The sequence below is a fragment of the Pseudochrobactrum sp. XF203 genome (assembly GCF_020341615.1).
GTDB lineage: Bacteria > Pseudomonadota > Alphaproteobacteria > Rhizobiales > Rhizobiaceae > Pseudochrobactrum > Pseudochrobactrum saccharolyticum.
On sequence record NZ_CP084392.1, the window covers coordinates 1493450 to 1512868 of the forward strand.

Annotated in this window: 18 protein-coding genes, 1 tRNA gene and 1 pseudogene; 10 read left to right on the plus strand and 10 right to left on the minus strand. The window is 50.2% G+C overall.

Annotated features, from left to right (window positions below; translation table 11 throughout):
• Positions 1-152 precede the first annotated feature (152 nt).
• The 4 genes from LDL70_RS06590 (at position 153) to LDL70_RS06605 (ending at position 4880) form a co-directional block, all read left to right on the plus strand.
• A complete protein-coding gene (locus tag LDL70_RS06590; RefSeq protein ID WP_225687906.1) occupies positions 153-1712 on the plus strand; it encodes an ABC transporter ATP-binding protein in 1560 nt (519 codons plus the stop codon).
• The gene (locus LDL70_RS06595; RefSeq protein ID WP_225687907.1) at positions 1712-2803 is read left to right on the plus strand and encodes an ABC transporter permease; all 1092 of its coding nucleotides are present in this window, start codon (positions 1712-1714) and stop codon (positions 2801-2803) included. The genes LDL70_RS06590 and LDL70_RS06595 overlap by 1 nt, the downstream gene beginning before the upstream one ends.
• Before the next feature lie 3 nt (positions 2804-2806).
• Positions 2807-3727: an ABC transporter permease gene (locus tag LDL70_RS06600; protein ID WP_225687909.1), complete on the plus strand. Its 921-nt coding sequence runs from the start codon at positions 2807-2809 to the stop codon at positions 3725-3727.
• A gap of 85 nt (positions 3728-3812) precedes the next feature.
• Entirely contained in the window at positions 3813-4880 is a 1068-nt protein-coding gene (locus LDL70_RS06605; protein WP_075655252.1) for a BMP family ABC transporter substrate-binding protein, read from the plus strand.
• 57 nt (positions 4881-4937) lie between these two features.
• Here the strand turns inward: LDL70_RS06605 and LDL70_RS06610 are convergent, their stop codons facing one another.
• From LDL70_RS06610 to LDL70_RS06625, 4 genes are all read right to left on the minus strand, one after another.
• Positions 4938-5402, minus strand: coding sequence for a DUF1203 domain-containing protein (locus LDL70_RS06610; protein WP_225687911.1), 465 nt, complete (start codon positions 5400-5402; stop codon positions 4938-4940).
• Positions 5403-5564: 162 nt separating this feature from the next.
• Positions 5565-6050 (minus strand): bacterioferritin, encoded by a 486-nt coding sequence (gene bfr / locus LDL70_RS06615; RefSeq protein WP_022712114.1) that lies wholly within the window; start codon positions 6048-6050, stop codon positions 5565-5567.
• Positions 6016-6327 (minus strand): (2Fe-2S)-binding protein, encoded by a 312-nt coding sequence (locus LDL70_RS06620; protein ID WP_075655248.1) that lies wholly within the window; start codon positions 6325-6327, stop codon positions 6016-6018. Before LDL70_RS06620 ends, bfr begins: the two co-directional genes overlap by 35 nt.
• 491 nt (positions 6328-6818) lie before the next feature.
• Complete coding sequence (locus LDL70_RS06625) at positions 6819-8936, minus strand: TonB-dependent receptor domain-containing protein (protein ID WP_225687913.1); 2118 nt, start codon at positions 8934-8936, stop codon at positions 6819-6821.
• Between the two features lie 443 nt (positions 8937-9379).
• Between LDL70_RS06625 and LDL70_RS06630 the strand changes: the two genes are divergently transcribed.
• The 4 genes from LDL70_RS06630 to LDL70_RS06645 all read left to right on the plus strand — a co-directional run bounded on the left by LDL70_RS06630 (position 9380) and on the right by LDL70_RS06645 (position 13664).
• The gene (locus LDL70_RS06630) at positions 9380-10450 is read left to right on the plus strand and encodes a hemin-degrading factor (RefSeq protein WP_225687915.1); all 1071 of its coding nucleotides are present in this window, start codon (positions 9380-9382) and stop codon (positions 10448-10450) included.
• 192 nt (positions 10451-10642) lie between these two features.
• Complete coding sequence (locus LDL70_RS06635; protein WP_225687917.1) at positions 10643-11536, plus strand: hemin ABC transporter substrate-binding protein; 894 nt, start codon at positions 10643-10645, stop codon at positions 11534-11536.
• Positions 11537-11814: 278 nt separating this feature from the next.
• Complete coding sequence (locus tag LDL70_RS06640) at positions 11815-12870, plus strand: iron ABC transporter permease (protein ID WP_225688436.1); 1056 nt, start codon at positions 11815-11817, stop codon at positions 12868-12870.
• Positions 12871-12872: 2 nt separating this feature from the next.
• The gene (locus tag LDL70_RS06645) at positions 12873-13664 is read left to right on the plus strand and encodes a heme ABC transporter ATP-binding protein (protein WP_225687919.1); all 792 of its coding nucleotides are present in this window, start codon (positions 12873-12875) and stop codon (positions 13662-13664) included.
• 163 nt (positions 13665-13827) lie between these two features.
• Here LDL70_RS06645 and rirA read toward each other — a convergent pair whose 3' ends face one another.
• Together rirA and LDL70_RS06655 are read right to left on the minus strand one after the other, a co-directional pair.
• Positions 13828-14292: an iron-responsive transcriptional regulator RirA gene (rirA, locus tag LDL70_RS06650; protein WP_022712105.1), complete on the minus strand. Its 465-nt coding sequence runs from the start codon at positions 14290-14292 to the stop codon at positions 13828-13830.
• A gap of 244 nt (positions 14293-14536) precedes the next feature.
• Positions 14537-14995 (minus strand): YbaK/EbsC family protein, encoded by a 459-nt coding sequence (locus tag LDL70_RS06655; RefSeq protein ID WP_022712104.1) that lies wholly within the window; start codon positions 14993-14995, stop codon positions 14537-14539.
• A 217-nt stretch (positions 14996-15212) separates the two neighbouring features.
• Between LDL70_RS06655 and LDL70_RS06660 the strand changes: the two genes are divergently transcribed.
• Together LDL70_RS06660 and LDL70_RS06665 are read left to right on the plus strand one after the other, a co-directional pair.
• Positions 15213-15302, plus strand: a tRNA-Ser gene (locus tag LDL70_RS06660).
• 252 nt (positions 15303-15554) lie between these two features.
• The gene (locus LDL70_RS06665) at positions 15555-15929 is read left to right on the plus strand and encodes a hypothetical protein (RefSeq protein WP_225687921.1); all 375 of its coding nucleotides are present in this window, start codon (positions 15555-15557) and stop codon (positions 15927-15929) included.
• Between the two features lie 325 nt (positions 15930-16254).
• Here the strand turns inward: LDL70_RS06665 and LDL70_RS06670 are convergent.
• The 4 genes and pseudogenes from LDL70_RS06670 to LDL70_RS18045 all read right to left on the minus strand — a co-directional run.
• Positions 16255-16392, minus strand: a pseudogene (locus tag LDL70_RS06670) (IS5/IS1182 family transposase); the annotation flags it as partial.
• A gap of 202 nt (positions 16393-16594) precedes the next feature.
• Entirely contained in the window at positions 16595-18091 is a 1497-nt protein-coding gene (locus LDL70_RS06675; RefSeq protein ID WP_225687923.1) for a YfjI family protein, read from the minus strand.
• On the minus strand, positions 18057-18974 hold the full coding sequence (locus LDL70_RS06680) for a toprim domain-containing protein (RefSeq protein WP_225687925.1): 918 nt from the start codon (positions 18972-18974) through the stop codon (positions 18057-18059). The genes LDL70_RS06675 and LDL70_RS06680 overlap by 35 nt, the downstream gene beginning before the upstream one ends.
• Before the next feature lie 244 nt (positions 18975-19218).
• The gene (locus tag LDL70_RS18045) at positions 19219-19407 is read right to left on the minus strand and encodes a helix-turn-helix domain-containing protein (protein ID WP_225687927.1); all 189 of its coding nucleotides are present in this window, start codon (positions 19405-19407) and stop codon (positions 19219-19221) included.
• Between the last annotated feature and the right edge of the window lie 12 nt (positions 19408-19419).

The following is a 19419-nucleotide window of genomic DNA, read 5'->3' on the forward strand; positions in this document are numbered from 1 at the left end:
TGAAAAACAATATTCCGGCGAAATCTGATTTCGCCGGAATTTCTTTATGCATCTTGCAAAAAGTGTTCATAGAATTGTTATAAATTACTTTTCGGCTTTCCTATTTTTTTGACTGTGGCATAAGGTGGGCGGAAGAAATGTCTAGGGGACACATGACAGAACCTTCCGCAAAACCTCAACAATTACTGGCTGAGCAATTACTGGATGTACGGCGTTTAACCAAACAGTTTGGTGCGCTGAAAGCATGTGACCAGATTGATCTGACGATTGAACATGGCGAAATCCACGCGCTGCTGGGGGAAAACGGCGCAGGAAAATCCACGCTTGTCAAAATGTTGTTCGGCTCTTTGCAGCCACAGGATGGCGAGATTTTCTGGAAGGGACGCAAAGTCCGCATGAATAATCCGGCCTATGCCCGCAAGCTCGGCATTGGTATGGTTTTTCAGCATTTCTCTCTGTTTGACAGTTTGACCGCTGCAGAAAATATCGCGCTGTCACTGGATGCGGGTCTCTCCCTTAATGAAGTTGCACAAAAAGCTTCGCAGATCGGTGAGACTTATGGTCTGCCGGTCGATACCAATGCGCTTGTCGGCGATTTATCGGTCGGGGAGCGCCAGCGTATCGAAATTATCCGCTGCCTGTTGCAGGAGCCGGAACTTATTATTCTCGACGAGCCGACATCTGTTTTGACACCGCAGGAAGCGGACAAGCTGTTTATCACGCTCAATCGCCTGAAAAGCGAAGGCAAATCCATTCTCTATATCAGCCACCGGCTGGAAGAAGTGAAGCAGATTTGCGACCGCGCAACCGTGCTGCGCCACGGTAAAGTCGTATCCCATTGCACGCCTTCGCAGGAAACCGCAGCGTCGCTTGCCCGTATGATGGTTGGCGAGGATGTGGCACTGGTTGAACGTCCGAAAGCTGAATTGAAGTCAGCGGAACAAGCGACATTGCTGGAGATTGACGGGCTTTCACAGGCACCGCGCGGACCATTCTCAACAGCCTTACGTAATATTTCCCTGAATGTCGCTGCCGGTGAGGTGGTTGGCATTGCCGGTGTTGCCGGTAACGGCCAGAGCGAGTTTTTTGAAGCTGTATCCGGCGAGTTGCGGCAGGATCAGGCATCGACCATCCGTATTCGCGGGCAGCAGGCAGGTCTTGCCGGTATCACACAGCGCCGAATGCTGGGAGCAGGTTTTGTGCCGGAAGAACGTCTGGGACATGGCGCTGTGCCGGAACTGCCGCTGACGGATAATCTGTTTCTGTCGCGTTACCGTACCGATGCAAAAATGTTCCTGAAGGGTGGCTGGCTCAAAATCATCTCGCAATCTGCATTGTCTTCCGCTGCCAAGCGCATCAATGCGATGATGGATGTACGCAAAAATGCGGAAAATCCGGTGGCCGGTGCGCTGTCCGGCGGCAATTTGCAGAAATTCATTATCGGTCGTGAGCTGGACCGCAACCCGTCTGTTCTTGTCGTCAATCAGCCGACATGGGGCGTGGATGCCGGTGCGGCAATGCGTATTCGTCAGGCTTTGGTGGATCTGTCACGTCAGGGTTCTGCAGTGCTGGTCATCAGTCAGGACCTTGATGAATTATTTGAAATTTGTGACCGTATCGCAGTGATGCATCATGGTCAGTTATCCGAAGCCATGCCGCGCGATGTTGTAACGGCTGAAAAAATCGGCCTGATGATGGGCGGGGCAGTCTGATGCGTATTGAACTGATTAAAAGACCACAACCCTCACGTTGGTTCAGCGCAATTTCTCCGCTGTTAGCACTGGCGCTTGCAATGATTTGCGGCGCCATTTTGTTTGCGCTGATGGGAAAAGACCCTTTTGCGGCGCTCCATGCGTTCTTCATTGAGCCGCTGCTGGATATGTGGTCGATCCATGAATTGCTGGTCAAAGCTGCGCCGCTGATCCTGATCGCTGTCGGGCTTTCAGTCTGTTATCTGTCGAATAACTGGAATATCGGTGCCGAAGGTCAGCTGACCATGGGCGCGATTACCGGTTCGATCCTGCCGATATTATATCCGGACGTGCAGGGCTGGTATGTTCTGCCGCTGATGCTGCTGATGGGGATGGTCGGCGGTGCGCTTTATGGTGCGGTTCCGGCGCTTTTAAAAACCCGTTTTAATGCCAATACGATCCTGACCAGCCTGATGCTGGTCTATGTAGCGCAGTTCTTTCTGGACTGGCTGGTGCGCGGGCCATGGCGCAATCCGGAAGGTAATAACTTCCCTGAAAGCCGTCAGTTTCATGAATATGCGGTGCTGCCGGAAATCTGGTCAGCCGCAGGGCGTGCGCATTGGGGCTTCATCTTCGCCATTATTGCTGCATTCCTGCTGTGGTTCATGCTGCACAGCACCCTGAAAGGTTTTCAGATCAAGGTTGTCGGGCAAAGCCCGCGTGCAGCGCGTTTCGCCGGTTTCAGTGCGGGCAAGATTACATTCTTTGCCTTTCTGGTCTCCGGTGCGCTGGCAGGTCTTGCCGGTATCGGCGAAGTGTCCGGCGCTATCGGACAGCTGCGTACGACAATTACACCGGGCTACGGATTTACGGCGATTATTGTTGCCTTTCTCGGGCGACTTAATCCGCTGGGCATTATTGCGGCCGGTCTGGTGCTGGCATTGTCCTATCTCGGCGGTGAGGCAGCACAGCTTTCTATTGGTATCTCAGAAAAATCCGCGCGCGTGTTTCAGGGGATGATCCTGTTTTTTGTGCTGGCCTGCGATACTTTCATTCACTACCGCATTCGTTTTGTCAGTCGCAGTCAGCATGATCTGCGCGGGGAGGCCTGAGCCATGGATATGACACAGGCAATTATGCTGACTATTGCAACAGCGGCCACGCCACTGCTGATTGCCGCCATCGGCGAGCTGGTCGTTGAACGCTCCGGTGTACTCAATCTCGGTGTTGAAGGCATGATGCTGATGGGCGCGGTCACCGGTTTCGGTATCGCTCATTTAACCGGCAATGCATGGCTCGGCATGATGGCAGCAATTTTTGCGGGGGCAGCCTGCGCCTTGCTGTTCGGTTTTCTGACACTGACACTGGTCACAAATCAGGTGGCAACAGGTCTGGCTCTGACCATTCTCGGGCTGGGGGCATCGGCTGTGATCGGTGAGGGCTTTGTCGGTCTTCCGGGGGTGCGCCTTGGCGCGATCTATATTCCTTATCTGAGCGATATTCCGCTGATCGGTAAATTGCTGTTCGGACAAGACCCGATTTTCTATATCGCATTGCTGCTGGTTATTGGCGTGAGCTGGTTTTTGTTCCGCTCACGGGCAGGGCTTAAACTGCGCTCTATCGGCGACAATCACGGCTCCGCCCATGCGCTCGGTATCAATGTGGTGCGCACACGTTATCTGGCCGTACTGTTCGGTGGTGCCTGTGCGGGGCTCGCCGGTGCGCAGCTCTCCCTCGTCTATGTGCCGCAATGGGTGGAAAATATGACGGCTGGCCGTGGCTGGATTGCGCTGGCTCTGGTGGTTTTTGCTTCATGGCGGCCTTGGCGTGTGCTGATTGGTGCCTATCTTTTTGGTGCAGTGACGATCGGTCAGCTCCATGCGCAGGCATTCGGCATCGGCCTGCCGCCGCAGCTGTTGTCGGCACTGCCATATCTGGCGACAATCATTGTGCTGGTGATCATTTCGCGTAACCGCCGCCTGACAATGATGAATACACCGGCATCACTCGGCAAGCCTTTCGTGCCGGATAGATAATCCGGAGGCCTATTTGTACCAGACGGCTGATACAAAGTCGTTTTACAGTTTTTTGATTACGGACCTTAACAGGAGAACGGGGACAATGAAGAAAACGCTAACAATTCTTGCCACTGCGGCAACGCTTGCCATGGCAGGCACCGCCATGGCTGAAGAAAAGCTGAAGGTCGGCTTTATCTATATCGGCCCTCCGGGTGATTTCGGCTGGACCTACCAGCATGACGAAGCCCGCAAAGAGCTGGAAAAAGAACTGGGTGATAAGATCACAACCAGCTATCTGGAAAGCGTGCCGGAAGGTGCGGATGCTGAGCGTTCGATTGAACGTCTTGCCCGTGCAGGCAATAAGCTGATTTTCACGACATCTTTCGGCTATATGGATCCGACCATTAAAGTTGCGAAAAAATTTCCTGATGTGAAATTTGAACATGCAACCGGCTATAAGACAGCAGAAAACGTATCTGCCTATAATGCGCGCTTCTATGAAGGCCGTTATGTGCAGGGTCAGATCGCTGCCAAATTGTCGAAAAACGGTATGGCTGGCTTCATCGGTTCCGTGCCGGTGCCGGAAGTTGTGCAGGCTATCAACTCCTTCATGATCGGCGCGCAGTCCGTTAATCCGGATTTCAAAATCAAGATCATCTGGGCAAACTCATGGTTTGATCCGGGTAAAGAAGCAGATGCTGCCAAGGCGCTGATTGATCAGGGCGTTGATATTCTCACCCAGCATACAGATTCCACTGCGCCAATTCAGGTTGCGGCAGAACGCGGTATCAAGGCATTCGGTCAGGCTTCGGACATGATCAAATTCGGCCCTGAAACCCAGCTGACAGCGACAATCGACCATTGGTCGCCATATTATATCGAGCGCACCAAAGCTGTTCTCGATGGCACATGGAAGTCGCAGAATACATTCAACGGCATGAATACCGGTCTGGTTGCCATGGCACCGCTGACCAATATGCCTGACGATGTGAAAGCAATGGCTGAAGAAACCATCAAGAAGCTGACCTCCGGCGAGCTGAAGCCGTTTACCGGCCCGCTGAAAAAGCAGGATGGTTCTGAATGGCTCAAAGCCGGTGAAACCGCCGATGATAAAGCAATCGTCAGCATGAACTTCTATGTTCAGGGCATTGACGATAAGCTGCCGCAATAAGCTGCTTACATGAAGAAATGAAAAGGCTCCGCAAATGCGGAGCCTTTTTTATATGGTTCAGGCGCGGTCAATACGACCGGAATAACAGCCGCGTCCGGCATTATGCGCATGAATATAGGCGGCGTTCTGATCGCTGAAGAGACGTTTAATTGCCGCTTCAATATCCGTACCCTGCACAACTTCAGCTCCTATAATCATGCCTGTAGCATTATAGGCACGCAAAGACAGGAGCCGCGTGCGCATGACTGAGGGAACCTCGTTGATCCGGTCATAGGCTGCCACTGCATTCTCGCGTACATAAATCGCATGAGTTGCATAATAGGGTGTTTCTGCGCTTTGGCAGACATGGTTGAGCAGCAGCAGGCTTTCACCTATTTCAGCCTCACACATCTCAATACGGTCAGGATAACCTCTGTCTTCAGCAAATACGCGTAGTGCACGATGCTGTTTCAGTTTATGATCGGGTAAGCCAAATAGGTGGCGAAACGGCTCCGGTGAAAGCCCTGTGATACGAAAATCCATAGAGAGTCTCCTGTAAATAACAGGAGGATTAAATTGCAGATACAAAGCGGAAACACTGCAATTCTGCTTTTCAAATTCTGATTTGTAAGATTGTTGCGGAGTATCCGGTAATAAAAAAGGCCCCGCAGAACGGAGCCTTTCATTGCAATCGCAATAACGATTTTATTCAGCTGCATCTGCCGGTGCGGCATTGAGCATACCGTAGCGTTCTTCGCCGATTTTGCCGAGCAGTTCGAGCTGGGTTTCGAGGAAGTCGATATGGCCTTCCTCATCTTTCAGCAATTCGTCAAAAAGCTGACGGCTGACATAGTCACCGGCTTCATCGCAGATTTCGCGGGATTTCTTGTAAGAGGCGCGGGCGTCATATTCACCGGCCAGATCAGCTTCCAGAACTTCTTTTACAGTCTGACCGATACGCAGCGGCGCAACAGTCTGCAGGTTCGGATGGCCTTCGAGGAAAATGATGCGGTCGATGAGGCGGTCTGCGTGCTGCATTTCTTCAATCGACTCTTCGCGTTCCTTTTTCGCCAGACGGGTATAACCCCAGTCAGACAGGAGGCGGTAGTGCAGCCAATATTGGTTTACTGCGCCGAGTTCGAGGAAAAGTGCCTCGTTAAGCCGCTCGATGACCTTTTTGTCGCCCTTCATTCCATTTGCTCCCGAATTGTTCACGTAACGCACGAACGCGATCAATATAGACAATGAACTCAGAATCATTGTGCTCGCGCCGAAGATGATATTCTTCAGTCACTCTTATGATCGTTTCAACAACATTTGGGAAGCAGCCGCAGCACCGGCCACGCTTCTTCATAGCATGGTAGACCTTGGCAGGAACAATCAATTGCCAGCAATCTTCATCCAGCATCTGGATGATAGTATTTTCGATTTCTTTGGCAGTAATTACATTGCAATGGCAGACTAGCATGCTGCACCATGCATAGAAAAAGCGGTGTTTAAGCCGGAAAATACGGAAAATGAATTTGAAATATGCAAATGACCTGAAGAAATCATGTTCTGATTTTCATCATGGTCGCTGAAAAAGAAAGCAACCTTGGCTGCATTCATAAAATTATACTGATTCATCATTCCTCCAAATGAATGGGTCAAGGCCAAACATTTAAAGTTGCACTGTAACTGTTTGATTTTCTAATGCTTCACAGAGGCAGGCTTGTCAAATTGTGCAGATTAAAACCATTCTAAAAATCAACAATTTAGAATGATTTTAAACCTGAGTTAAATACCCATATTAATTGAACTATTCGGTACGGAAAAACGGCAGAACGGAGAATTTACGGTAAAATCATACCGCTGTGGCGTGTTGTCACACTGCGTATAAAAACGGAATTTCAACAGGATTTTGAAAAAAACAACGCGCCCCGAAGGGCGCGCTGCATTATCTTCTATATCCGGTTCAACTCAGAACTGGAACTGAGTGGCGACAACGAATGTACGACCCTGACCGGAGCCCGATGTGCTGAGAGCCGGTGTGTATGTTTTATCAAACAGGTTGGTGACTTTGAGGGACAGGTCAACATTTTCATTGAATTTATAGGTCGCGAAAATGTCTACCAGATCATAGGAGTCGGATTTTGTCGGAGGCAGCAAATTGCCCCGTGCATCTGCAGCAGCAACCAGACCGCTGGAAACATAGGAATATTTCACACCGGCAGAGAGCTTCTTATCAAAGAAATAACCGCCGAGGGTCGCCGCAAAAACATCATCCGGCAGATACTGGCTTGCACCAAGACCCGGTGTCTGCGACGGCAGGTCAGACTTGTTATGGGTGTAGGAAAGGCTGCCGAACACATAATCGGAATTATAATGTGTTTCGAGTTCAAGACCTTTCACGCGGGATGTGCCCGGCAGGTTAACAAACTGCAGCTTGTTGAAAGTCGTATTACGCTGCGCTGCGATATAATTTTTAACATCCATATCAAAGTAATTGGCTTTGAAACGGATTGTGTCGCCTGTGGTAATCAGATCATCATGCTTCATGTTCAGACCGATATCCCAGCCGCGCTGCTCTTCAGGCGCGAGATAAGGGTTTGGCACATAGCTGGATGCTGTTCCGCCGGGATGCGTGCCGCCGATCATTGTTTCCTGCAATGTTGGCGCGCGCATTGACTGCGAATAGGTCACATATGGCTGGAGCCAGTCAGTTACATTGTAAGCGAGTGTAACTTTAGGGTTCCATAAGCCTTTGGACTGATTGGCGGAATACATGCCGTTATCTTCAAAGCCCGGAATACCGCTATCGGCTGTACCGTCCAGCTTGTAGAAGTCATAACGCAGACCGGTCAGAACCTGAAGGCGGTCGTAATTCCATTCGACCTGAGTAAAGGCTGCGCCGCGGTTCATGCTTGAATCAACCGGATTAACGCCGACTTTCACACCGCCGGTATTGTCGTGATTGTATTCAACGCCGTATTTCCAGTCGATATACAGATCATTGACTGTGAAACGGGAAGTGTTGGCGGCCGAGAAGCCGATGGATTCATTTTTGATTTCACGGCCAAGGCTCGACAGAGTAGGGCTGTTGCCACCGACATAAGTCAGTTTTGTGCTGTTGAAATAACCGTTGATCGCAAGGTCAATCAGATCATTATCGACAGGCTTGTAGGCGTAATTGGCTGTAAATGTACGGTTCTGCAGCAGCAGATCATAGTCAATTGTCGGCGGCACAGGCATGAAATTCGTCTGCGATGTGCCATATTTATTGTTATAAATCACGCCGCCAAGTGTCAGCTTGTGATCTTCGGCAAATCCGAATTCTGTTTTGAACAGGCCGGAAGTCATTTCCTGACCGGTTTTATTCTGGGTGATGCCGTCACCGTTTTTATAATCATTGGAATCGCGGCGGCTGAGAGCGGCAACAATGCCCACTTCATTGACGCGCATCGCGCCGGCAAGCATTTCAGAGAAGCCGACGCCGTTGCTGCCCCATGATGCTCGGCCGAGAACGCCTTTGTCCTTGCCTTCCATCAATACGTCATCAACGCCGAGTGTTTTGAAATTAACGCTGCCGGCAAGACCGCTGCCGCCTTCAGTGGTCACTGCACCGCGGGTAATATCAACGGAGGACAGCAGATTCGGATCAATATAGCTGTAACCTTGAGCATCATGTGCCGTGGTGCGGAAAGTCTGCGGCGCACCGTCGATCATCATATTCACGCGGCCGGAGCCTTCAAAGCCGCGAATATTGACTGCAACACCCGGATTGGAGCCGTTAATACGGGTGAACACACCCGGAGTTTCACGCAGAACCGTATCCAGTTTTTCACGGCCGTTCAGCTTGATTTCGGTTTTGGAGATTGTGCTGACCGGTGCCGGACGGGATGTAATATCCTGAGGATTAACGGTTTTAACGTTGATTGTGTTGAGCTGCACGTCGCCGGATGCATTTTCTGCAGCCGGTTTTGCAGTCTGAGCCTGTGCCTGCTGGGCATTGGCTGCGCCAGCTATTACCACAAGGCTGATAGCCGTGCTGCCGAGACCGATTTTAAGATATCTGGAGAGGTTGGAAGGCTGCTGCATTGAAAGTCTCCGCATCGTTGCCGCTTATTGGCGGGGCAAGCAAGGCATTAAAATTGCGTTCGGAACCTTGGCGCTTGCATCGGAAAAATGTTCTCAGCAACAATCAGCAGCTTTTCCGTACTGATCTGCGAGTTCCCTGATCCGGCTGGTGCAGGTTCAATTCTGTACTATGCGGAGGCCAGATATCCTCTGTTTTTCCACACAAGTTTATGGACAATCACATGATTTTTAATATGACTCTTAAAGTCCACTATTGCTTCCAATAATTAATATGATATTTTGTGTCAAGAAAACTTCCTGAAAATAAACAGGATGGTTGCATTGATGCAACGGGGGCCAGAAGGCGCCGATAAACTGATCCGGCAGTTTTGTTGAAAAGCCGGATTTGACGATGACACTAATAGACTGCATCCGGCGGATGTGGTCGGTACAGGCGTATAATAATGACTGCAACGCAAACACATTCTCAGTCCCTGACACCGCATGATATCCTGCGTCTGCGCAGTGAAAATCCGAAATCCCGTGAGAGGGACTTTGCTCAGGCTCATGGTATTACCGAGGCTGATTATGTTGCTGCCCATGTCGGCACATCTGCTATTCGCCTGAATGTGGACATTGCTGCAATTCTGAACGGCGCAACCACACTCGGCGAAGTTATGGCGCTGACCCGCAATGAAAGCGTTGTGCACGAAAAAATCGGACCTTATGAAAAAGTATCCGTCGGACCGCATGCGTCTCTCGTGCTCGGCAAGCAGATCGATCTGCGTATTTTCCCGAAAGCCTGGGCCTATGGTTTTGCTGTAGAGAAAACTGACAGCGAAAATAACATCCGCCGCTCATTGCAGTTCTTCAACAAGGCCGGTGATGCAGTTCACAAAATCCATCTGCGCGATGCATCTGATCTGGCCGCCTATGAAGCACTGGTTGCTCAGCTGCGCTCGGACGATCAGAGCCAGACAGTTGAAACCAAAGCTGCAACGCAAAAAGAGCCGACAGACATTGATACAGTTGATGTAAACGGCTTCCGTGAGCGCTGGACAAACATGACTGACGTACATCAGTTCGTGATGATCCTGCGTGATTACGCTGTCAGCCGCAAACAGGCTGTTGAGCTGGCCGGTGAAGAATTCGCCTGGGAACTGGAAGCCGGTACGGTTGAAAGCATGATGAATACGGTTTCCGAAACCGGTCAGCCGATCATGGTTTTTGTCGGCAATAACGGCTGCATTCAGATCCATACCGGCCCGGTTAAAGAGATCAAAATGATGGGTCCGTGGCTCAATGTTATGGACCCGACTTTCCATATGCATTTCCGCACCGACCACGTTCACACCGTTTGGGCTGTTCGTAAGCCTACCAAAGACGGCCATGTGACATCGCTGGAAGCCTATGACGAGCAGGGCGAAATGATTGCCCAGTTCTTTGGCGAGCGTCACGAAGGTGAAGCAGAGCGCACAGACTGGCGCGAGCTGGTTGAGGCACTGCCGCGTCTGGCACGTTCCGCCGCAGCCTGAAATATCTGAAAGCCATGCAGGGTGGTTTATACCGCTCTGCATGGCTCATTTTTAAAATTGCCCGCTGTCTCCCTTGGCGGTGAGTATTATCAATGACGGTCAGGATAGTTATCTTTGGCCGGAACAGTCTCGGATTGACCAATGTCTTTTGCCCGCAGCACTCTTTTTTCATCCCGGATCAGGTCTTATCGTTTGGTTGCAGCTTTTGCTGCCGGTCTGCTTTCTGCCACCACAGGCGTTTTGCCGGTCGCCGGTATGATCTCACCTGCACAGGCAGAAGAGGTCAAAACCTTTACGGATACAACACGGCTGGTGAGCGTTGGCGGCGCGCTGACAGAAATCATCTATGCGCTGGGTCTTGAAGACAAGCTTATTGCCCGCGACCGTACCAGTATTTATCCGGAAACAGTCAAAAAACTCCCTGATATCGGTTATATGCGTCAGCTTTCATCGGAAGGTATTTTGTCTGTTGCACCGACAGCCATGCTGGTGATTGAAGGCAGCGGCCCCGCGGAAACTATGGATGTGCTGAAACGCGCTTCTGTGCCGATGATTATTGTGCAGGATCAATATACCGCTGAAGGCATTACCAATAAAATCAATGCTGTGGGACAGGCATTAGGTGCTCAGGATAAAGCCGCGGCTCTGGCGGAAAAAGTTCGCACTGATCTGAAGGCTGTTGAGGCCGCCACCAGCAAAATCACTGAGAAAAAGCGTGTCCTGTTTATTCTCTCCCGTCAAGGCGGACGCCTCATGGCATCAGGGCGGGAAACTGCGGCTGACGGCATGATTAAGATGGCTGGCGGCATCAACGCGATTGACGAATTTCAGGGCTACAAACAGCTGACCGATGAAGCGCTTGATAAAGCTGCTCCGGACATGATCCTGTTGATGAATACCGGTCCGGATAAAGCATCGAATGATTATTCGGATCTGCTTGCCAATCCGGCGCTGGCTGCCACACCGGCAGGTCGCAATAAAGCTATTCTGGCCATGGACGGGCTCTATCTGCTCGGCTTTGGGCCGCGCGCTGCTGAAGCCGCGCGTGATCTGGCAGAAGGCCTTTATGGCAAGGCTGTTCAATAAGACATTGAATTGGTTCAGCCCGTTGCCGGAAAATTATTCGGCAGCGGGTAACGCATTCTGAAAAGGTAAGAAGCTGTCTTCTGCCGGAATGTGTTTTCATCAAATTTCACATTCGCAGCAGCTTTTCGATTTGCCTGCTGCATGGCTGAAACGGAAAGCATAAGATTTTGACTGATACTGTTGGCGATATGCCTGCTTCCCACTTTGCCAAACGCAATACAGTCGCGGCATCCTCAAATGCGATAAAGCCTGCTGAGAGCGGTAAAGGCGCAGCTGTCATGCAAGGTGACCGTTCGCGTCAGGCGCGTATTCTGATAGCACTTCTCGCGGTTCTGCTGGTGGCTGTTGCATTATTCAGCCTGACAGCCGGTGCTTCGCAGGCATCAAGCTGGTCGGTGCTGAAATCCCTGTTCTCCTCACAGATCAATCCTGATGATATTACAGCGCAGCGCGATCATATCATCATTATGGATATCCGCCTGCCGCGCATCATTCTCGGCATTCTGATCGGCGCTTCACTGGCCGTTTCTGGCGCGGTAATGCAGGGTCTGTTCCGCAACCCTCTGGCTGATCCGGGACTGGTCGGCGTTTCTTCCGGCGCCAGCCTTGGTGCGATTGTCGTTATTGTTTTAGGTGGTACATTCCTTGCACCGGTACTCGGATTTCTCGGCATGTATACATTGCCGCTGGCAGCCTTTATCGGCGGCCTGACGACAACACTGATCCTGTATCGTGTTGCCACGCGCAGAGGCAGAACTTCAATTGCCACAATGCTGCTTGCCGGTATTGCGCTTGGTGCCATGACCGGCGCTTTCAGCGGAGTGCTGGTTTATATTGCGGATGACAGACAGCTGCGCGATCTCACTTTCTGGGGGATGGGTTCGCTGGCCGGTGCCACATGGATTAAAATTCTGACTGCCGGACCGATTATTGCGCTGACATTGTTTGCGGCTCCGTTTCTGGCACGCGGATTGAATGCTCTGGCTCTGGGTGAGGCGACAGCCAATCATCTGGGCTTGCCAATTCAGCGTATTAAAAACACAGCAATCATTCTTGTAGCCGCAGCCACCGGTGCCTCAGTTGCAGTCAGTGGCGGCATCGGTTTTGTCGGCATTGTTGTGCCGCATCTGCTGCGTCTTTCCATCGGGCCCGATCACCGCTATTTGCTGCCTGCCTCTGCATTGCTGGGCGCTTCGATGCTGCTGCTGGCGGATGCTGTCAGCCGTACTATTGTTGCTCCGGCTGAAATCCCGATCGGCATTGTCACTGCATTTGTCGGTGCTCCGTTCTTCCTTTGGATTTTGCTGCGTCGCCGTGGTTTGCTGGACTTGTAATCATGATAGAAACAAAAAATCTGGCCGTTCATCTCAGCGGCAAAACCATTCTGAAAAATGTTAATATCGCAGCTAAACCCGGTGAGGTGACAGCCATTGTCGGGCCGAACGGCTCCGGCAAGACAACGCTGATCCGTGCACTTTCAGGCGATCTGCCTTATACGGGGCAGGCACTGCTTGATGGTGCATTGTTCGAAACCTATAAGCCCTGGCAGATGGCTGAACGCCGTGCAGTGCTTCCTCAGAACAGCGCTTTGTCCTTTCCGTTTACTGTGCGTGAGATTGTTAATCTCGGCCTGACCGGCGGTCGTTCCGGCCTGACGGCAGCGGAAGAAATCCGTTTGCCGGATCAGGCATTGGAGCTGGTCGATCTGAGCGGTTTCGGCGGCCGTTATTATCAGGAGCTTTCCGGCGGAGAGCAGCAGCGCACGCAACTCGCGCGCGTGCTGTGTCAGGTATGGAAACCGGTGCTCGATGGTCAGCCACGCTTCCTGCTGCTGGATGAACCCGTCTCCAGTCTTGATATCCGCCATCAGATTGTGGTGATGGATATTGCCCGTAATTTTGCGGCCAAAGGCGGCGGTGTCATTACGATTCTGCACGATCTTAATCTGACAGCCCTTTATGCAGATCATGTTGTGATGGTGCATAATGGTGAAATAGATGCCAGCGGCTCCGTGGCAAACACACTGACGAATGACCGTTTGCTGCGGGTCTATGAATGTCCGTTGCAGGTTGGTGTCGCACCGCCTGCCGGTCAGCCTTTTGTGCTGCCGCATTCGGTATTCGGTTAAAATAAAAAAGCCCTGAAACTGATGTTTCAGGGCTTTTAAAATTCATGGATAAACGGGATTAGAGCGGTTTATGTCCGGATTGAATCATAGTGCTCGCTCTAGATTTTTTATTTGGTCGCATTATCACGGGCGTCAAGTTGATCCAACTTGACTGTGAAATGCTCTAGTGTGCCGCAGCGACTGCGCGGACTTCCAGCTCATCAATACCCAGCAGCTTGCGTACATTCGGCCGTGCATCAATCAGATCCTGAATGCTGTATTTGCCAAGCACTGTGAAGAAAGCATTCAGTGCTTCGCGCAAAGCAGAATTCAGCGCACAGCTGTCAATCAGCGGGCACTCACTGTCACTGTCGAAGCATTCTGCCATTGCAAAATTATCTTCAGTCACACGCACCACATCAAACAGCGAAATTTCCGCAGCAGGGCGGGCGAGTTTCACGCCGCCATTGCGTCCGCGTACTGTTGTGACAATGTTGTTTTCAACGAGCGGCTGCAAAATCTTGAACAAAAACAATTCCGAGACCGTATAGGCCTTGGCGATTTCAGCAATACGGCTGAGACTGCCTTCATTTGCTGCACAATACATCAGCATCCGAATAGCATAATTGGTCTGTCTGGTAAGACGCATTTCAGGTCCTTTCCCGCAGCGCATCAGGGCGCTGCTAAAAACATGAGCGCAGTTTAGAACTATTCTGAATAAATATGAAGTCCTGTTTTGAAATTAAAGTCACTAAAATTAATCATGTTTTAGTGATTTTGCACAGCCCTTGTTTTAAAGTCACATTTCGGTGACCGTTTACAGGCCGTAATTTTGACTTCAGCCGAAGCGAAATTGCTGATTCCGCAAGAGATTTGCAATATCTGTCAGAGGCTTACTGACACACATCCACCCATTTTGCATTGGTCAGTTCGGCCAGACGATGCGGATTAATGCGCACAGCACTGTTAACAGCACCGGCCGCAGGCAAAACCTCTTCAAAGGCTTTCAGCGAAACGTCACAATAGATTTTCAAATGTTCAGCAACACCGAAAGGGCAGACCCCGCCGACAGGATGACCTGTGGCCTCCAAAACAGAATCAAAATCCAGCATGCGCGGCTTGTTCTGAAACTGATCTTTGAACTTGCGGTTGTCGAGCCGTGCATCACCGCGAGCAACAAGCAGAATAATATCTTCACCAAGTTTGAGTGAAAGTGTTTTGGCGATTTGTGCAGGCTCCACATTATGAGCGGCAGCGGCTTCAGCAACTGTTGCAGTGCTGGTTTCCAGCTCAATAACCTGCACATCCGGTGCTTTTTCAGCAAAAAAGGCTTTCACAGTTTCAAGGCTCATGAGATTTCCTGTGCGCTTTCGTCAGAACAGTCATATCAAAGGGGAATGGTTCTGAATTTCGGGATTGCCTGCATGATGGTACAGAACATCATCCGGCCTCAACAATTATTTGCAAACAAGCACAATAATTTAAGCGGAGGCGATTGACGAAACGACAAGAGTGCCTGTATGTAGCCTTCATTCGCCATCACAGTGCGTTTCAGGCTGATTTGCCTGAGGAGGGGTGGCCGAGTGGTTTAAGGCACCGGTCTTGAAAACCGGCGTGCGGGAGACCGTACCGTGGGTTCGAATCCCACCCCCTCCGCCATTATACAATCGCAAGCCATTGTTTTAATTAATAAATTATAAATCACATCTAGTTCATCCCTACCTTTATCCCTAACTGGCATTTTAATGATGCCAGCCATACCCCCTCGCGCACGCGCGCGTACTGGTAGCGCAATGAAGAACCATCATGACGGAATACGCTATAATTGAAAACTAGCTATACACACCCCATTGCTATGGCACTGGAATCACCTAAATTAACCCGCAATAAAAAAAACAGCGGAGCGGGGCAATGGCACTACTAAAATCAATATTCGCAACACTACTTATTAGCACTATACTTTCAGGGTGTCAGACAAAGCCCATAGAGGCTATGAGCTATGCAGAAAAAATTGAACTAGGAAAAAAACTGCAAGCTATATGCGAGAAACACGGCTTAAAACCATTAACGGAGGCTTACAACAACTGCTTTCGTACCGAGCTAAGCCGTGAAGCTTACCAAAGAAAACAAAATGCAGTTAGAGGCCAGCAAGCAGCGCAAGCCTTCTCTGAAGGAATGCAGAATATGTCCAATAACTATTACAGAGCAGCGGCTTCTAGACCTACACAGCAATCAATAACTTGCTCGCAAGTTCCTGGCCCAACCCCAACAGTTAGATGTAACTAAAATATAAATTCACTATAAACACCAAAGCACCACACTCAAAACCTTCAAAAACTAATTGCGCGATAGTTTTGAGGGTTTTGAAGGTTGAACTTCTAAGTTTTTACAGTTTATAATTTCTGCAAAAGAGGGTCCAACAATAACTATCTGTTGGCCTTCCCCCGTTCTGATTAGGCTGCTTATGGACCTTTCTGCAATGCCTAGTTTCAACCAGCAACTCAACCGACATTGCCACAACTTCTATATCCGTTAAGCCAGCCCAGCCTTTTTGATGAATGCCACGCACTGTAAATTGCTCCGAGGCTGAATCATAAAAAATTCATTTCTATCAGCATCTTGCGATGCGCCTTGTAAGCATGCGGATATTTGCGATATAAATCCACGCTTCAGCAGAAGCGATGGTTCTCTCGAAGTCTTTGACCAATCTGCGGCAACGGCCCAGCCATGCAAGGGTGCGTTCAACCATAGGGCCATGAATGCGCAAAGCTTCGGCGTAGACTTCATGGTCATCATGCCTTGCCTTGGTGTCAAACTCAATATCTTCAGTTTGTACGCTCCATGCTGCTATTCTAGCTATTCCTGCTAACTTGAGGTGTGGAATAGCGGGATTAGCGGAAATAGCAGGTGCAAAGCTTTCAGTTAAAATTTCATCCAGAGCAGCTTGAACCTCAAACTTCATGTTGCGCTCTCACAATTCTGTAGGCCTCTTTTCGTGCTTTTCCCTGTACAACAGCACCTTGTGGCAACCGAACGAGCCATCCGTGTTTTTGAAGAATTGTTAAAGCAGCTTTGGCAGTTGGACTTTCACGCAATTGGTTTGGGCCATACTGCACAACATCACTCGGTATAATTTCATCGTGCGGCCAGCTTTCCAAAATCCACTTGCGCAATACCTCAGCTTTGTCCGTTTCAGCAGAGATTGCTCCGGCATCAGCAAGGCGCTTTGCCTCTGAAAGGTAATATTGTGACAGCGTAATGCCATGTCCCATAACTAGGGCTGATATTTCTGGTGCATTCAAATTCTCCCATAGCGTCAAAACAGCCGCAATTCGTGCGGCCTGTTCTGTTGCCTTGCTTGCATAAGCTCTGATTTGTTCAAATTCTTGCCCAGTTCCTTGCCGCTTCTCAACATACTCATGATAGCGCCAAAGTAGTTCTTTTGCTGGGCCTGACAACGGCAAGTGAATAGGCGCCAACTCTTGAGGGTTCTCACTCGTTGGCATCGGCGAATTTAGAATTTGTTGTAGTCGGTCTGAAAACCTGCTGATAATTTCTTTGCTTCCGTCGTTAAACCCACGCCGCAAACGCAGACCGATATGACTTTGCGGCTCAGATATTAAAAAGCGAGCAAGAAAGCCTTGTCCTGATGCTTCTGGATCCGAGAGCAACGGTCTTGCCGCCACTGGTTGCACCATGAGGTTTGCAGCCAGTCTGCGCCCCCTAAAGATTGTAGCACCATCACCAGCACGTGTGCGGTCGATAGCTTCACCATTCCAGAGCCTTGAAAGACCAGCCATCGTTTTCAGTCTATTATCGCTATTCATAGCGTGCCCACCAATAAACCCGCCTGCCTCATCAGAAAACAATCCAAGAGAAGGACGGCCTACTTGGTAAAGTTTCAACAAGCCTTCAAAAGTTGGCTCCATTGCCGTGACATTCGGATATAATGGTTCTTTTGGCTCTGGCCCCATATCCAAAAGTTCAATTTCAGCAGTTGAAGCTTTATCAGCCTTGCTCCCAGCAGCCTCGGTAATCAGTCGTTTGCGTTTCTCTGCCCAAATTTTATGCACCTTCTCCCATTCGCTATAGGCTTTAAGATGCTCTATGCCACGGGTACGTTCGTATTCTCGCAAACCGCCAATCATGAGCCGGTCGCAGGTGCTTTTACGCTCTCCACTTTCGGCAATAGTTAGGCAAAATAGTGAACAGGGAGCATCCCCGCCTAATGTTTCGACATCTGCGAACCCTTGAACAGCTAGAGACGCAACGGACAACGCCGATTGTGCCGCAATTGCAAAAGGGGCTTGTGAAATATCTTGCACAGCCTCGACCACCGCCTTTAATGGCCCCAGTGCGTCGACTGGGAAAGGTTGGCCGCAAGGTATCTCACGCATTAAAGGTTGGGGGCCTTCAGGCTGAAACGGGATAGGTTCGAGCGCGCTCATGCAGCCCCCCTTTCATGGTAAGAATATCATTCCAATCACGGCCGTCAGGTGCAGGAAGCATTGAAACCTGCCAGCCAAGCGCAGAGGCACGCTCTGCAAGCGAATGTCCGGCTTGCCGTCCTGCATCATCGCCATCGGTTGCAATGGTCAACTCTGCGGGCTTGTCCGGCAAAGACAAAGCTTTCATGCCGCTAGTAGATAAGGCCGCACAGACAGACACGGAGCCTCGCACAAGGCCAGAAAGAAGCGAAAGGCCAGTTTCTATGCCTTCGCAAACAATCAGCCTGTCAGTCCCACCAGAGAGCCGTACAGCGCCACCAGAGACAGAACCAAGCATTGCCTTGGCAGGTTCAACCAGAGCCTTGCCCATGCCGTCAGCACTTAAATATGTCCGGTGTATTGAAAATCTTTCAGCGCCCTCGACCAGCGCCACCATTGCTGGAAGCTGCTGTCCGCTAGGATGCCAGCAAGAAGGATGAAATTTTAGAATATCCCCAATGAGGCAAGTTACGCCTCGGGAACGTAGATATGTTTCTGCCAAAGTACCTTGAAGGGGCTTCGTCATACTCCAACACTGAAGCGCTCGCGCTTCCTGTCGTTTGACTTTTTCCAACTCTTTAAGACGGTGCACCTCCATTTCTTCAGTTGACGGAGGCGCATAATTGCTCGATCCTGCAACCAACCCTAAACATTTGAGCGCCTCCAATATGGACAGAAAGTCACAACCTGCATGACAGCGCAGCAATAGTCGTCCATCATAACCATCTGAAATACTCAGGGCTGGACTTTTGGTGTTGAAATGGGCAGGGCAAAGGCAAATACCATAACGGCCATGCCAATGTCCGTTCAGTGCTTTTGTGATTGTTCGGGCGCTGGTGTTCATGCTGCGCTCCCTTCTGTCTCTACTCGTGAAACATGAGAGCGCATGACATAGAGGGCATGATTATTTTTAAACCTATCGACCATGCGCCACGGCTGATAACTATGGAAGCAAAGGCTTATTTTTTGTTTAGCTAACTGAGTAATTTTCATTTTTTAGCTCAACTATTGCGAGTCGAGCGAAACATACTAAGATAGTGTTCTTACACATCTACCAATAGCAACCTTCGCCCGATACTCGGCGTTGGTTACTGTTGTGAGTTTGGCAAATTCAAAATAAATTCATCTAAGTCACTACGGAGAATGAGGGTTCGTTTGCCTGCTTTGCGGGGCACAATTTTACCCTCTGAAAAAAGCTTATACAGGCTAGATCGTCCAATACCGCTGTATGATACGGCATCAGGAATTGTGAGTGCTATGCGTTGTTCTGGTTTCATTAAATCGTGCCT